Here is a 14,605-nt window from a genome sequence, read left to right as displayed (position 1 = left end):
CCTTCCGTCTCTACCGAGCTCAGAGCTTGATCTCGATGTTGACGTCCGCCGGCAGGTCGAGACGCATGAGCGAGTCGACGGCCTTCGGGGTCGGGTCGATGATGTCGATCAGACGCTTGTGGGTGCGCATTTCGAAGTGCTCCCGGCTGTCCTTGTACTTGTGCGGCGAACGGATCACGCAGACCACGTTCTTCTCCGTCGGAAGCGGCACGGGGCCGACGACGGTTGCGCCTGCACGGGTGACCGTGTCGACGATCTTGCGCGCCGAAGTATCGATGACCTCATGGTCATACGACTTCAGTCGGATGCGGATCTTCTGTCCCGCCATGTGTGACTCACTCTCTGTCTCGCGTCGTGCGGATCGCTCCGTATTGGACGCATATCGTGCGCTTTGCAACGTTCGGTTGCTCCGCGCCATTGGCACTACTGGTGTCGCACCACTGTTCTGCTGTCAACGACCACTCGTGTCTTGCGACCCTCGTGGTCATCCACCGGCATCCACCCCGACTCGTGGTCGGCGCTGGGCGTAGCACTGCTACGACCTGGATTGCGATGAAGTGATTGGTGTTCTGCTACCCGCGGCCTAGGCTCGATCCCTGTCGCGTTGCCGCGTCTGGGAGCTCCTATGCACTACCTGGCAGTGATCCGCCGGAGCGCGCACGGGCACGCTCGTCCGAAATACTGAACTGGACTAGTTTGCCACGGATCCACCATGCGTGCAACCCGGGCGTGTCGCGCGCGGCGGATGGTCAGGATCCGCCCAGTCTCGGGCGTCGAGAGCACCGAGGCGCTGCTGCTCAGCAGGGCTCGACGACGTTGTCGACCTCGACCGGACGCACCCCTGGTGTGCCCGCGAACCGCACCGCGTCGACCGTCGCGCCGGACACGTCCGCATCGACGTCGAGCGTCACCGTCGCGCCCGGCGCGATCGTCACCACCACGTAGGCCACCGGGCGTCCGTCGTCCGATCCGGCCGTGTACGGGACCTCGGCGCCGTCAACGCGAACCGAGCGGATGTCGGCTCCGTCGGGAGCGTAGGCCATGACCCGCAGGCGCATCCAACCACGTGGGAGCCCCTCACGCTCGTGGAACCCGGCGATGTAGTCGAACGCCTCCGTGTCGAGCTCCGGCTCCGTGTCGAGCGTGTTGGAGAGTTCCGACGTGACCATCACCGTGCGGGCTCCGTCGACGTCGCACGACCCCGCACGGACACGGACCTGCTGTCGGAGGTAGTACTCGAGCTTGGACCCGACCGCGTCCGAGAGGTACAGCCCGAACGGCACCGAACGAGATGAACGCTCGGGCAGGGCGCCGCCGACCCCGGCGAGCACCAGCGCCCGCTCCTCGACGCGGTCGGGACTCCAGGCGAGCAGACGCCGCTCGTCGACCGCCTGGACCCAGCCGTCGATCGCCCGGGGCACCTCCATGGACCCCGCCTGCAGCTGCGACGTGAGCGCCTGCACGACGGCGGTGAAGGTCGCGTCCTGGGCCCGGTTCGCCTCGTCGCTGAGACCGGGGTGGTCTCGGTACACGCTGTTCAGGAGCTCGTCGACCACCGTCTCGCTCGACACCTCCGTGCCGTCGGCCAGCTCCACGGGGCCGGTCGCTCGCAGCAGGTGGGACAACGCGACCGGATCCACGGCCAGCACCAGGTCCGGCACGACGCCCTGGCTCTCCTCCCACAGCCGCGAGGCCACCTGCGCACCGTACGGGAAGTCCGGCCGCGCCGTCACCTCATGGATGGAGGTGCCTGCTGCAGCGTAGCCCTCGGTCCGGTAGAGCGCGTCGGCATCGGCCGGCAGGGGCACCACCGGATCGGCGTGCGACACGAAGTCCGCGCCGCCGAGGGTCCTGGTCACGCTGAGCACCCCCTCCTCGATGTGCACGAGCACCGAAGCTCCTGCGATGCCGCCGAGGGCCCGGCTCTCCGCCGAGTTCTGGAACAGCACGACAACGTCTCGCGGACCCTCCTCCCCCAGGAACCCGGGCAGCGCCCGAAGCACCGGTGCGAGCCGCGCGGCGAGCGATGAGGCCTCGCGCAGCGGTCCGTCGAGTCCACCCAGCGCCGACACCACCTGCGGCAGGAGCACCGAACGGTCGAGACGGTCGAGGCGCGCCACCTGCTCCTCGAGTCGCTCGAGCGCACGCGCCGAGCTCCGGGCAAGTCTCCCCACTCGCTCCGTGTCCAGTCGCCCGTCGACCGCCAGTCCGTCGAGGGACAGGGCGAGGACCGGCTCGACGACCTCGTCGACGACCACGTGCGCCGCCTCGACGGCCGTGCGCACCGCCTCGAAGTTCGCCCCGGAGACGGGCACGCGTTCCGCAAGCCACCAGTCAGGCCGCTGCGTCGACGCGAGTGCCCGCTCGACCGCATCTCCTGCACGCTCCACGGCGGCAGGATCGATCGCGTCGGTGCCGCCGCCATCGCCGCCCGCCCGGATCGTCTCGAGCTCCGGCAGGACCGACTCGAGCTCCTCCCGGACGGACATGGCCTCCACCGCCGCCGACACGGAGGCTGCAGCGATGCCGAGCAGGACGGACAGGGCGACGGCGCTCGGGATCAGGACACGTGGGCGCGACAGACGACGCGGGCGGATGGACGAACGGGACACGGTCACCTCGGGCGGCTCGATGCAGAATGGGTCAACCGATATCTTACATATGAGTCACTGGATTGCCGATCGGCCGACAGCGCGCACGACGAAGGGCCCGGAGCGAAATGCTCCGGGCCCTTCGTGTGGAACCGTGCCGACCCTGAGGTCGATCAGGGGTTCGCGTCAGCGGATGCTTACGCGAGCACCTTGGTGACGGTGCCGGCGCCGACGGTGCGGCCACCCTCGCGGATGGCGTAGCCGAGGCCGACCTCCATGGCGATGGGCTGGATCAGCTCAACGGTCATGTCGGTGGTGTCGCCGGGCATGACCATCTCGGTGCCCTCGGGCAGCGTGATGACGCCGGTGACGTCGGTGGTGCGGAAGTAGAACTGCGGACGGTAGTTCGCGTAGAACGGGTTGTGACGCCCACCCTCATCCTTGGACAGGATGTACGCGGTGCCCTCGAAGTTCGTGTGCGGCGTGACCGAACCCGGCTTCACGACGACCTGGCCGCGCTCGACGTCTTCACGCTTCGTGCCGCGGAGCAGGAGACCACAGTTCTCGCCGGCCCATGCCTCGTCGAGCTGCTTGTGGAACATCTCGATACCCGTGACGATCGTCTTCTGCGTCGGGCGGATGCCGACGATCTCGACCTCGGAGTTGATCGCGAGCGTGCCACGCTCGGCGCGGCCCGTGACGACGGTTCCACGACCGGTGATCGTGAAGACGTCCTCGATCGGCATGAGGAAGGGCTTGTCCTTGTCGCGCACGGGGTCGGGGACGTTGGCGTCCACGGCGTCCATGAGGTCGAGGATGCTCTGCACCCACTTCTCGTCGCCCTCGAGCGCCTTGAGGCCCGAGACGCGGACGACCGGTGCGTCCTCAGCGAAGCCCTGCGAGGCGAGGAGCTCGGAGACCTCGAGCTCGACGAGCTCCAGGATCTCCTCGTCGTCGACCATGTCGGACTTGTTCAGCGCGACGAGCAGGTAGGGGACGCCGACCTGCTTGGCGAGCAGCACGTGCTCACGCGTCTGAGCCATCGGGCCGTCAGTGGCGGCGACGACCAGGATCGCGCCGTCCATCTGCGCAGCACCGGTGATCATGTTCTTGATGTAGTCAGCGTGACCGGGGGCGTCGACGTGCGCGTAGTGGCGCTTCGGGGTCTCGTACTCGACGTGCGAGATGTTGATCGTGATACCACGCTGACGCTCTTCCGGCGCGGAGTCGATCGACGCGAAGTCGCGCTGCACGTTGGTCGCGGACGGGAACTTGTCCGCCAGGACCTTCGAGATCGCCGCGGTGAGCGTGGTCTTGCCGTGGTCGACGTGACCGATCGTACCGATGTTGACGTGCGGCTTGGTCCGCTCGAACTTGGCCTTTGCCACTGTGAGTCCTCCTCAGGACGTTGTGCGGGACGCCGGGCACCATTCGATGCCCGACGCACTGCAGGGATGTGTATTCATGTTACGCGATCCGCCCGGGTGTTCGCACACCCGGCCGGACCGCGGTGAAGAGAGAGTGAGTGACTACTCGCCCTTGTTCTTCTGGATGATCTCGTCGGCGACAGCCTTCGGGACCTCCGCGTAGCTCTCGAACGTCATCGAGTACACGGCACGACCAGAGGTCTTCGACCGGAGGTCGCCGATGTAGCCGAACATCTCGGAGAGCGGCACGTTGGCACGGATGACCTTGACGCCGGTGGCGTCGTCCATGGACTGGATCTGTCCACGGCGCGAGTTGAGGTCTCCGATGACGTCGCCCATGTACTCCTCAGGAGTACGCACCTCGACCGCCATGAGCGGCTCGAGGAGGACGGGGTTGGCACGCGAGTAGGCCTCCTTGAGACCCATCGAGCCGGCGATCTTGAACGCCATCTCCGAGGAGTCGACGTCGTGCGCCGCACCATCGGTGATGATCGCCTTGACACCCACGACCGGGTAACCCGCGAGGCCACCGACCTGCAGGGCGTCCTGGAAACCGGCGTCGATCGACGGGATGTACTCGCGCGGGATGCGACCACCGGTCACGGCGTTCACGAACTCGTAGGTCGTCTCCGGAGTGACGTCCATCGGCTCCAGATCGAACTGGATCTTCGCGAACTGACCCGAACCACCGGTCTGCTTCTTGTGCGTGTAGCCGTACTTCTCGACCTTCCGCTTGATGGTCTCGCGGTACGCGACCTGCGGCTTGCCGACGTTGGCCTCGACGTTGAACTCGCGCTTCATGCGGTCGACGAGGATGTCGAGGTGGAGCTCGCCCATGCCCTTGATGACCGTCTGGCCGGTCTCGGTGTTCTGCTCGGTGCGGAACGTCGGGTCCTCTTCGGCCAGCTTCTGGATCGCGGTGCCCAGCTTCTCCTGGTCGGCCTTGGTCTTCGGCTCGATCGCGACCTCGATGACGGGCTCCGGGAAGCTCATCGACTCGAGGACGACCTGGTTCTGCGGGTCGGACAGGGTGTCACCGGTGGTGGTGTCCTTCAGGCCGATGACCGCGTAGATGTGACCGGCGGTGACGAAGTCGACCGGGTTCTCCTTGTTGGCGTGCATCTGGAAGATCTTCCCGATGCGCTCCTTCTTGCCCTTGGTCGAGTTGATGATCTGCGCACCGGAGTCGAGACGACCCGAGTAGACGCGGACGTAGGTCAGGCGACCGAAGAACGGGTGCACCGCGACCTTGAACGCGAGCGCGGTGAAGGGCTCGGTCGAGTCGGGGTGACGCTCCACGACCTTCTCCTCGTCGCGCGCGTCGTGGGCCTCGATGGCCGGGACGTCGAGCGGGGAGGGGAGGTAGTCGATGACGGCGTCGAGCATCGGCTGGACGCCGCGGTTCTTGAACGCGGAGCCACAGAGGACCGGGTACATGGTGCTCGTGATGGTGAGGTGACGGATCGCGGCCTTGATCTCCGCGACGGTCAGCTCTTCGCCACCGAAGTACTTCTCCATGAGTGCGTCGTCGGTCTCGGCGACGGCCTCGAGGAGCGCGGTGCGGTACTCGGCCGCCTTCTCCTTGAGGTCTTCCGGGATCTCCTCGATGGCGTACTTGGCGCCCATCTCGACGTCACCCTTGGCGTCTCCGCGCCAGGTGAGCGCACGCATCTCGACGAGGTCGACGACGCCCTCGAAGTTGGACTCGGCACCGATCGGCAGCTGGATGACCAGCGGCTTCGCGCCGAGGCGGCTGATGATCGTGTCGACGGTGAAGTAGAAGTCGGCGCCGAGCTTGTCCATCTTGTTGACGAAGCAGATGCGCGGGACGTCGTACTTGTCGGCCTGACGCCAGACGGTCTCGGACTGGGGCTCGACGCCCTCCTTGCCGTCGAACACCGCGACCGCGCCGTCGAGCACGCGGAGCGAACGCTCGACCTCGACCGTGAAGTCGACGTGGCCGGGGGTGTCGATGATGTTGATCTGGTTCTTGTTCCAGAAACAGGTCGTCGCGGCGGACGTGATGGTGATGCCGCGCTCCTGCTCCTGCGCCATCCAGTCCATCGTCGACGCACCGTCGTGGGTCTCGCCGATCTTGTGGTTGACGCCCGTGTAGAACAGGATGCGCTCGGTGGTGGTGGTCTTGCCGGCATCGATGTGGGCCATGATGCCGATGTTGCGGACCTTGTTCAGGTCGGTGAGCACGTCTTGTGCCACGGGGTCCTCCGGGGATAGGTAGGGGTGAGCTGATTCACTCGGTGACGCGAGGGCGGGCGGATCGCCCGCCCTCGCATCGGGCGGCGACTACCAGCGGTAGTGCGCGAACGCCTTGTTCGACTCGGCCATCTTGTGCGTGTCTTCACGACGCTTGACAGCTGCACCGAGACCGTTCGATGCGTCGAGGATCTCGTTCTGGAGACGCTCGGTCATCGTCTTCTCGCGGCGGCCCTTCGCGTAGCTCACGAGCCAGCGCAGGGCGAGGGTGTTGGCGCGGTGAGGCTTGACCTCGACCGGCACCTGGTAGGTGGAACCACCGACGCGGCGCGAACGCACCTCGAGGGTCGGGCGGACGTTGTCGAGCGCCTTCTTGAGCGTGACGACGGCGTCGCCCTGGTTCTTGGCGGTGACGCCTTCGAGTGCGTCGTAGACGATGCGCTCAGCGAGGCCCTTCTTGCCGTCCAGCAGGATCTTGTTGACGAGCTGGCTGACGATGGGGGCGCCGTAGACGGGATCGGCGACGACGGGACGCTTCGGAGCTGGACCCTTGCGAGGCATTACTTCTTCTCCATCTTCGCGCCGTAGCGGCTGCGAGCCTGCTTGCGGTTCTTGACGGCCTGCGTGTCGAGGGCGCCACGGACGATCTTGTAACGGACACCCGGGAGGTCCTTCACACGACCACCACGGACCAGGACCAGCGAGTGCTCCTGGAGGTTGTGGCCCTCACCGGGGATGTACGCGGTGACCTCGGTGCCGTTGCGCAGCTTCACGCGGGCGACCTTGCGCATCGCCGAGTTCGGCTTCTTCGGGGTGGTGGTGTACACGCGGGTGCACACGCCGGCCTGCTGGGGGTTGCTCTTCAGGGCGGGCGCCTTGGTCTTGACGACCTTGGGGCTGCGGCCCTTCCGAACCAACTGCTGAATGGTTGGCACTACTTGCTCCTTGATGATGACTGCACGGTGACAGTGGTACTGCAGCATTCGTGGACCGGTCTCCCGGATCACGAGGTCGTATGGACCCACCGGCGCCGCGCGAGTGCGCGTCGCTTTCGTGGTGGGTATGCCGTGGGGGCGATCGGCAACCGGGACCAGCCCGGCGGGGATCAACCCGATGGTGCAAGACTGCTGTCCACTCCCCCGAGCCAGGCTCCGGAGAACGTGGACAGCACGAGAGCGCACGACAGCGCGCACACCCAAACAAGACTAGCCCGCCGACAGGCTGTGGTCAAACGACGACGGCCCCTGGGAGCATCGCTCCCAGGGGCCGTACAGCTCGGCGTCTACGGGGACGGGACGAAGGTCGCGCCCTCGTCGGTGAAGCCCTCGATCGTGCCGCCGACGACGAAGTCGACGGGGTTGATGCTGTAGCCCGGACCGGTCTGGCCGGTGGCCGGGTCGGTCAGCGTGCAGGTCATCGACATGCGTCCGACGGTCTCGGAGTCGACGGTCCAGCCGCCGCCCGCGAAGTCACCGATCGTGAAGGTCGGGCGCGTGTCGAACTTCCAGGTCACACCGGAGGGGGTGAAGCCGGTGTCGTTGCGGATCTCGAAGGGGCACCCCTCCGGGGCGAGCTCCGTCGCCGCACCGCAGCCGTCGATGTACGCGTTGACGGCCTCCTCGACGGCGGTCGTCCCGGCGTCGGTGAGGGCGACGGCGAGCGTCGCGGGTTCCGCGGCCTGACCGAAGCCCACGGCCGTGGTGGTCGTCGCCTCGGCGGTGTACCAGTCGCTCTCGCTGAGGGCGACGTCGTAGGTGCCCGGGAGGGCGCGCAGCTGGTACGAACCCTCGGCGATCGGTTCGACGTCGGTGAGGTCGACGCCGCCGACCGTCGCCACCGCGTCCTCAGGGGCGACCACGTCGACCTGGACCGTGCTGAGTTCGGGAGCCTCGAGCTTCCACTTGTCGAAGAGCACGGCGTCCTTGCCGACCTTGGTGAGCGTGAACTCCTGGTCGACGCTCTCGCCGCCCTGGGTGAGACGGGCCTCGACGGTCGCGGTGTTCCCGCTGGTCGTCGTCTTCCCGATCGTGTAGCCGGAGACCTTGCCGGACGCCGCCTTGTACGCGTCGTCGGTCAGCAGCACGTCGGCCGCCGACACCTCGGTACCGGAGAGCTTGAGCGCCTGTTCGGCGTCGCCCGACTTGAGGGCGTCGAGGTAGCTCTTGACCGTCACCTCCGGGGCGTGGAGGGCGTTGCCGACGCTGACGCCGACGATGCCACCGACGATGATGAGGAGGAGGGCGCTCCCGCCGGCGATGATGCCGGTGAGCCCCTTCTTCGAGAGCTTCTTCTTGGGCGGCTGCTGGCCGCCGCCGTACCCGCCGGCGCCCTGCGCGTAGGGCGCCTGGCCGTACTGCTCGGTGGGCTGCTGGCCGTACTGCCCCGTGGGCTGCTGGCCGTACTGACCGGTTCCCTGCTGACCGAACTGCTCGGTCGGCTGCTGGCCGTACTGCGCCGTCTGACCGTACTGACCGGTCTGTTGGCTGTACTGACCGGACTGCTGCCCGTACTGGCCCGTCTGCTGGTCCTGCTGGCCGAACGACTGCTCACCGTACTGGCCGGACTGCTGCCCGTACTGCCCAGACGGCTGCGTCGGCGACTGCCCGTACGGCGACTGCTGTCCGTACTGCCCCGTCTGCTGCTGGCCTGAGCCCGACTGCTGCGGGCCGTTGCCCTGCCACCCCTGCTGCGGGTCGGGCTGAGCGGGTGGTCGCTGCCACTGGGGCTGCTGCGGGTTCTGATCTCCGGGATCGGTCATGGTGTTGCGCCCCCAATGAGCATGGATCGTGCTGATGACAAGTGCTCGAAAGTATAGTGACGGGTGTCGGACAGCACGATGGGGAGATCTCCCCTCCTGCGTCCGGGTGAACCCCGACGGCTACCAGGGCGAGGTGGGGGAATCCAGCTCCAGCGCGAGGTCGTCGAGGAGCGCGGTGACCTGCGGTTCGACGTACCGCTCCACGGCGTCGTGGATGGCGAGGCGGTGCCCGACGAGGAGTTCGCAGATGCGGCGCCCGGTCTCGTTCGCGCACTGGTCGGCGAGGGCGATCTCGGTGCGCAGCGCCTCCTTCGCGTCGTCCGACAACGGCGGAGGTGGCGGGACCGTCCTCGCCTGGGATTCGCCGAGCTCCGCGAGGGTGAAGAGGTAGGGCTGCTCGGGATCCGGGTCGGGGTCGAGCTGCAACCCGTCGAACTCCGGGTCGAGCCCCTCCCCGGGGCGGTAGGAGCGCTGCGCCTCGCGCAGGTCCGCCGCGCGCAGTTCGGCGCGGAGGACGGGGAGGTTCCGCTCGGTGTACTCCGCCACCGCGTGGTCGACGATTGCCTTCATCCGGGTGGCGAGGCCGTGCTGCACCTGGTGCGGGACGTCGTCCACGAGGCCGGCCGCCCGCAGGATCGGCGACCCGATGCACCGGCGGCAGATCCGGGTGCGTCCACGGTGGGCGGCGGGGTGCCAGCGCGGCAGCCACCGGAGCCAGGCGTCGACGGCCTGGCTCACGCTGGTCTCGAGCGAGCGCTCCATACTCACCGAGGGTAGCGCCTCGGCGGCCGCATCGGCCTCAGCGCCGCCCGGCGGCGCGCTGGTCCCGTGCTGCTCGACGGGCGAGCGCACCGGACGGCTGCAGCCGACTCACGAGACTGCGCTTCGCGCGGTAGCGGAAGCGGCTCCGCTGGCGGGCGAACCAGCCGAGCGCTCCCTGCGCCCGGGAGGCCTCGGCCTCCGACCGCTGCCACAGCTCGTCGGCCGTCGTGTCGTCCACGTCACGACCGGAGAAGACGACATCGTCGGTCGTCCCCGCGAGCGCGGTGAGCGTGGTCGCGCCCTCCGGTTCCTGGGCACCGAGCATGGACGCCGTGGCCGACCGCGTGGCGGCCGGGGGCACCATGTACCCGAGTTCGGCGTAGCGGTCGATCAGCTCGTCCCACGCACCGGCGGCGCTGCGGTCACCACTGCCCGCGCGGCGACGCTTCGTCCGCCGACGCTTCGCGCCGGAGATGGCGAGGAGCGGGATGAAGTACAGCGACACCGGGACACCCACGATCAGCGCGAGCCACCAGACCCACTCCGGGATCACGAGTCCGTCGTTCTTGTCCTTGTCGTCGCCATCGTCGATCGAGGCCTCGGTGAGGAGGCTGTCGTCGAGGTTGTCGCTGCGCGGCGGCTGACGCACCTGCGGCTGCGGCTCGGTCTTGGGCTTCGGGTCCTGGTCCTGCGGGATCTCGGTCTCATCGGGGGTCGGTGAGAACGCCACCCAGCCGTAGCCCTCGAAGGGCACCTCGACCCACGCCGTCACGTCGTCTCCGACGACCTGCACCGAACCCTGGCCCTCGGTCACCTCGGGCGCGAAGCCCATGACGACCCGCGCGGGGTAGCCGAGCGAGCGGGCCATGAGCGCGAACGCCGACGCGTACTGCTCCTCGTCGCCGACCATCGGTGTGCGGGTGAACAGCTCCGACATCCGGTCGGCGCCGTGGCCGGCGCGCGACGGAGAGCTGTCCGAGGCGAGTCCGTGGCTGAGGAACCCGGTGGTGCGGAGCGTCTGCTCGATCCTCCGCAGCTGGGCCATGGGCGTCGTCTCGGTGCCGACGAACTCCGAGGCCTTCGCGACGACGATGTCGGGGATGTTGGTGACGGGCGGCAGCTCGACCGCTGCGGTCGGTGTCGTCGCGAGGGCCGTGTCGCTCGGGACGGCCTGCGTCGTGGTCCGCTCCTCGTAGTCGTCGCCGGTGCCGATCCCCGAGGTGACGACGGCCGCGCCGCTCTCGGCGTTGTAGCGGATGTCCTCGGATCGCTCCGCCGCCTTGCCGTCGAGGGTGAGCGCGCTCGGATATCCGACGCTGGGCACCCAGATGTCGTCGTAGCCGGTGATGTCGATCGACACCCGGCGGTCGCCACCGGCCGTGATGAGCTCCGGTCCGGGCAGCTGGTCGCCGACGAGTTCGAAGGCACCGGAGCCGTCGGTCGCCGTGGACGGTCCCGAGACGGTCCACAGGCGTCCGTCGTAGCTGTCCATGGCCGCCAGACGGATCCGATCCCCCGGCTTGAGGCCGGTGGCGGTGAAGAGCTTCGTCTCGGCGAGGTCCTTCGTGTACTCGCGGAACCCGGCGAGTGGGCTCGGGTACTCCAGGGGGTCGAACGGCGGGGTGACGACCTCGCGGAGGACGAACCGGGAGTCCGTGGGCGGTGAGGCGACCACGGCCGCGCCGCCGCCGACGACGACCGCGACGGCGGCGAGGACGGCCGTGCCGATGATCTTCTTGCGACGGAGGACGGCGGTGGTCGACGCCGCCGCGTTCTCGCCACGACCGGCACCCGGCCGCCACCCGAGCCAGAGGAGGGCGATCAGCGCGAACGCGATCCCGCGGACGGCCGCCAGGAAGGGCGTCTGCGTGCCGAGGAGGACGCCGAGCGCGTACAGTACGGTCGGGCCGACGAGCAGGACGGCGCAGCGCACGGCGACCTGCGGACGGCGCGGCAGCCAGCGGACGGCGAGCACGGCGGAGACCACCCCGACGAGCATCCCCGCGACGTAGGGCAGGGTCATGATGTAGGCGGGCGCGCTCAGCGGGGTCTGCAGGGTGACGAAGTCCTTCCACCCGAACACCGCCCCGATGCTGATCCCACCGAGGGTCCGCAGGTTCGGGAGGATCGCGAACGTCGCGACCGACGGCATCGCCAGGGCACTGCCGAAGACGTAGAAGACGAGGACGGTCGAGAGACCGGTCAGGAGGGCGTTCAGCCGGAGCGCGTGGGAGGCGACACCGACCCCCATGCCGAGCGCGAGACCGCCGAGGCCGGCGAGGAGGAAGCCGGTGCCGCTGAGCGCCGCACCGAAGCCGAGCAGGCCGAGGGCCGCGAGGACGAAGACGACCACGAGGTCGATCCAGGAGCGGCCGGGCAACGGCCACGGCGCGACGAAGGTCGGGACGATGCCCTGGACGTCGACGTCCGCGGCCGAGCCGGCGGGAACGCGTCCGGGGCGCACGGTCGTGCGCTCGTCGACCCCGCTCACAGGGCCCTCGACATGACCTTGGCGAGGTCGCTCAGTGCCCCGACCGTCATGACGTTCATCCCGGCGACGTCCTTGATGCCGGCCCGTGCACCGCGTTCGACGCGGATGCCGAACACGTTGACGTCGGGACCGAAGAGGCGTTGGATCCCCCGGTACTCCTGTGCCTCGAGCCGCGAACCGGCGACGATGATGACGACACTCGGTGCAGGCAGACGCTTCGTGGTCTCCCGGGCGAAGGTGCGTGGGGTGTCGAAGGTGCCCTCGGCGAGCTGCAGCCTGCAGCTGTCGTCGAGGAAGGAGGTCACGGTGTGGGTCCGCAGCGCGAGCCGGTCGGTCACGACGCTGATCGGCACCTGGTCGAGGATCACCTGGGTCGCGATCGACGCGGTGAGCGACACCGCCAACTCGAACTCGTCCTCATCGTCGGCGTAGTAGCGGGAGTCGGTCGTCATCACCATGGTGAGCTGCGACCGCCGAGTCTCCTCGAACTGCCGCACCATGAGCTGGCCCGTCTTCGCGGAGGACTTCCAGTGGATGTAGCGGCGGTCATCACCGGGGACGTACCCGCGGAGCGCGTGGAAGGAGATGTCGTTGTTCGTGATGGTCTTCGTGACGAGGCCCTCGAGGTCGCGGATGAGACCGGCGGCCGTCGGGTGGAGCCGCGTGGTCTCAGGGTGCACGAAGAGCTCGACCGGTTCCGTCCAGCGCACCTCGCGGCGCAGCAGACCGAGCTGATCGCCGCGGACCGACACGGCAGGCCCGGCCGGGATGACGGCTCGCCGGTTCGTCGGGACGGCGAACAGCTCCTCGTGCTCGCCGTCCTTCGGGATCGCCGGGATCGCGAACTCCGCGAGGCCGTAGCCCACGGGGACCTCGAGGCGCGTGGGCGTCGTGGCGCGGTTGCCGGGGTTGGCGATGAGGACCTGCCCGATCGCGCGCTCCCCGACGGTGACGCGGCTGGGGTTCAAGTGGATGGAGATGCGGAAGGTCGACCGCCCGAAGAGGTACGCGACGGAGGCCAGCAACGCGGCCAGCGGCACGAAGCCGAGGAAGACGAGCTCCGCCCACCCCAGGATGAAGCCGGCGACGGTCGCGATGACGCCGATCGCGAGCACGACCCAGCCGAGGCCGCTGACGACAGCGAGCACGGGCTGCGCAGCCGACCAGACGACCCTGGCCCAGGGCACGACGACGGCACCGACGCCGTCGAGCGCGCTGCGGAACGGGTTCGGCCGTCGAGCGGGAGCCGGCGCGCCATCGGTGTGCGCATCGGGACCCTCGGGCCCCGCCTCGGCAGGCGCGCCGACCGTCGCCGTGCGGACCGGATCGGATCCGTCCGGCGCGGCGGCGGCGCGCTGCTCGAGGGTCTCGCTCATGCTGCGCGGTACGCCGGCGGAGCGATGCTGACGAGGACCCGGGCGACGACGTCCTGCGCGGTCACGCCGGCGAAGTCGGACTCGGGGTCGATGATGATGCGGTGCGCGAGGACGGCCTGCGCGAGGTCGTTCACGTCGTCGGGGGTGACATAGGTGCGTCCCTGCGAGATCGCCCAGGTCTTGACGGCGCGCACGAGGGCGAGCGCACCACGCATGCTCACGCCGAGCGCGACGTCCTGGTCGTCCCGCGTCGCCGCGACGACGTCGGCGACGTACTCGAGGATGCTGCCGTCGACGTGCACCTCGGTGGCGAGCTGCGCCATGGTGATGACCGCGCTGGAGGCGATGATCGGCTGGACCTTGGTCGCGCGCGCCCGGTTCGAGGCGTCGAGGAGCAGGTTCACCGAGGTCTGGCGGTCGGGGTAGCCGAGCGTGGTCTTGATGAGGAAGCGGTCGAGCTGCGCCTCGGGCAGTTTGTACGTCCCTGCCTGCTCGATCGGGTTCTGCGTCGCGATGACCATGAACGGCTTGCCGGCCTCGTAACTCGTGCCGTCGATCGTGACGATGCCCTCCTCCATCACCTCGAGGAGCGCCGACTGCGTCTTCGGCGAGGCGCGGTTGATCTCGTCCGCGAGCACGATGGAGGCGAAGATCGGTCCCTTGTGGAACTCGAAGATCCCCTTGCCCTGGTCGTAGATCGTCACACCGGTGACGTCGGACGGCAGGAGGTCGGGCGTGAACTGGATCCGCGAGCTCGTGCCGTCGAGCGTGTTCGCGAGCGCCTTGGCGAGCACGGTCTTGCCCGTGCCCGGGTAGTCCTCGAGGAGCACGTGGCCCTCCGAGAGCATGGCGGTGACGACGAGCTTGATGACGTGCTCCTTGCCGAGGATGGCCTGCTCGACGTTGCCGACGAGCTTGCCGAACGCGTCGGCGAACCAGGTGGCCTGTTCCTGCGTGACAGTCATGGGTGTGTTGGGTGCTTTCGG

Annotated in this window: 11 protein-coding genes; all 11 read right to left on the bottom strand. The window is 68.5% G+C overall.

Translation table 11 applies throughout. The features are described 5' to 3' along the window. Positions 1-19: 19 nt before the first annotated feature. The 11 genes from rpsJ to ACLIME_RS00765 all read right to left on the bottom strand — a co-directional run bounded on the left by rpsJ (position 20) and on the right by ACLIME_RS00765 (position 14,584). Complete coding sequence (gene rpsJ, locus ACLIME_RS00815; RefSeq protein WP_005050520.1) at positions 20-328, bottom strand: 30S ribosomal protein S10; 309 nt, start codon at positions 326-328, stop codon at positions 20-22. A gap of 469 nt (positions 329-797) precedes the next feature. Continuing rightward, positions 798-2,618: a DUF4012 domain-containing protein gene (locus tag ACLIME_RS00810; RefSeq protein WP_411557998.1), complete on the bottom strand. Its 1,821-nt coding sequence runs from the start codon at positions 2,616-2,618 to the stop codon at positions 798-800. A 170-nt stretch (positions 2,619-2,788) separates the two neighbouring features. Beyond that, positions 2,789-3,979: an elongation factor Tu gene (tuf, locus tag ACLIME_RS00805; RefSeq protein ID WP_064296705.1), complete on the bottom strand. Its 1,191-nt coding sequence runs from the start codon at positions 3,977-3,979 to the stop codon at positions 2,789-2,791. Positions 3,980-4,120: 141 nt separating this feature from the next. Further along, positions 4,121-6,235: an elongation factor G gene (gene fusA, locus ACLIME_RS00800; protein WP_079705261.1), complete on the bottom strand. Its 2,115-nt coding sequence runs from the start codon at positions 6,233-6,235 to the stop codon at positions 4,121-4,123. A gap of 87 nt (positions 6,236-6,322) precedes the next feature. Then, positions 6,323-6,793 carry a 30S ribosomal protein S7 gene (gene rpsG, locus ACLIME_RS00795; protein WP_064296707.1) on the bottom strand — a complete coding sequence of 157 codons (471 nt, stop codon included), beginning with the start codon at positions 6,791-6,793 and terminating at the stop codon, positions 6,323-6,325. Then, on the bottom strand, positions 6,793-7,167 hold the full coding sequence (rpsL, locus tag ACLIME_RS00790; RefSeq protein ID WP_056008169.1) for a 30S ribosomal protein S12: 375 nt from the start codon (positions 7,165-7,167) through the stop codon (positions 6,793-6,795). The genes rpsG and rpsL overlap by 1 nt, the downstream gene beginning before the upstream one ends. Before the next feature lie 347 nt (positions 7,168-7,514). Further along, the gene (locus tag ACLIME_RS00785) at positions 7,515-8,990 is read right to left on the bottom strand and encodes a hypothetical protein (protein WP_411557997.1); all 1,476 of its coding nucleotides are present in this window, start codon (positions 8,988-8,990) and stop codon (positions 7,515-7,517) included. 120 nt (positions 8,991-9,110) lie between these two features. After that, complete coding sequence (locus ACLIME_RS00780) at positions 9,111-9,752, bottom strand: spermidine/putrescine ABC transporter substrate-binding protein (RefSeq protein ID WP_192004665.1); 642 nt, start codon at positions 9,750-9,752, stop codon at positions 9,111-9,113. Between the two features lie 37 nt (positions 9,753-9,789). Further along, on the bottom strand, positions 9,790-12,243 hold the full coding sequence (locus tag ACLIME_RS00775; protein ID WP_411557996.1) for a transglutaminase domain-containing protein: 2,454 nt from the start codon (positions 12,241-12,243) through the stop codon (positions 9,790-9,792). Further along, complete coding sequence (locus tag ACLIME_RS00770; protein ID WP_411557995.1) at positions 12,240-13,619, bottom strand: DUF58 domain-containing protein; 1,380 nt, start codon at positions 13,617-13,619, stop codon at positions 12,240-12,242. The genes ACLIME_RS00775 and ACLIME_RS00770 overlap by 4 nt, the downstream gene beginning before the upstream one ends. Next, positions 13,616-14,584, bottom strand: a complete 969-nt coding sequence (locus ACLIME_RS00765; RefSeq protein WP_079001701.1) for an AAA family ATPase — start codon at positions 14,582-14,584, stop codon at positions 13,616-13,618. Before ACLIME_RS00765 ends, ACLIME_RS00770 begins: the two co-directional genes overlap by 4 nt. Between the last annotated feature and the right edge of the window lie 21 nt (positions 14,585-14,605).

Source organism: Plantibacter sp. MPB07 (genome assembly GCF_046619465.1).
Taxonomy (GTDB): domain Bacteria; phylum Actinomycetota; class Actinomycetes; order Actinomycetales; family Microbacteriaceae; genus Plantibacter; species Plantibacter auratus.
Note: the sequence above shows the minus strand (reverse complement) of the source record. Positions and strands in the feature narration are given on the sequence as shown.

What these genes read in the sequence shown, in the direction of transcription:
- ACLIME_RS00780 (WP_192004665.1), bottom strand. Translation starts at nt 9,752, where the DNA reads ATGGAGCGCTCGCTCGAGACCAGCGTGAGCCAGGCCGTCGACGCCTGG.
- ACLIME_RS00785 (WP_411557997.1), bottom strand. Translation starts at nt 8,990, where the DNA reads ATGACCGATCCCGGAGATCAGAACCCGCAGCAGCCCCAGTGGCAGCGA.
- rpsG (WP_064296707.1), bottom strand. Translation starts at nt 6,793, where the DNA reads ATGCCTCGCAAGGGTCCAGCTCCGAAGCGTCCCGTCGTCGCCGATCCC.
- rpsJ (WP_005050520.1), bottom strand. Translation starts at nt 328, where the DNA reads ATGGCGGGACAGAAGATCCGCATCCGACTGAAGTCGTATGACCATGAG.
- ACLIME_RS00765 (WP_079001701.1), bottom strand. Translation starts at nt 14,584, where the DNA reads ATGACTGTCACGCAGGAACAGGCCACCTGGTTCGCCGACGCGTTCGGC.
- ACLIME_RS00770 (WP_411557995.1), bottom strand. Translation starts at nt 13,619, where the DNA reads ATGAGCGAGACCCTCGAGCAGCGCGCCGCCGCCGCGCCGGACGGATCC.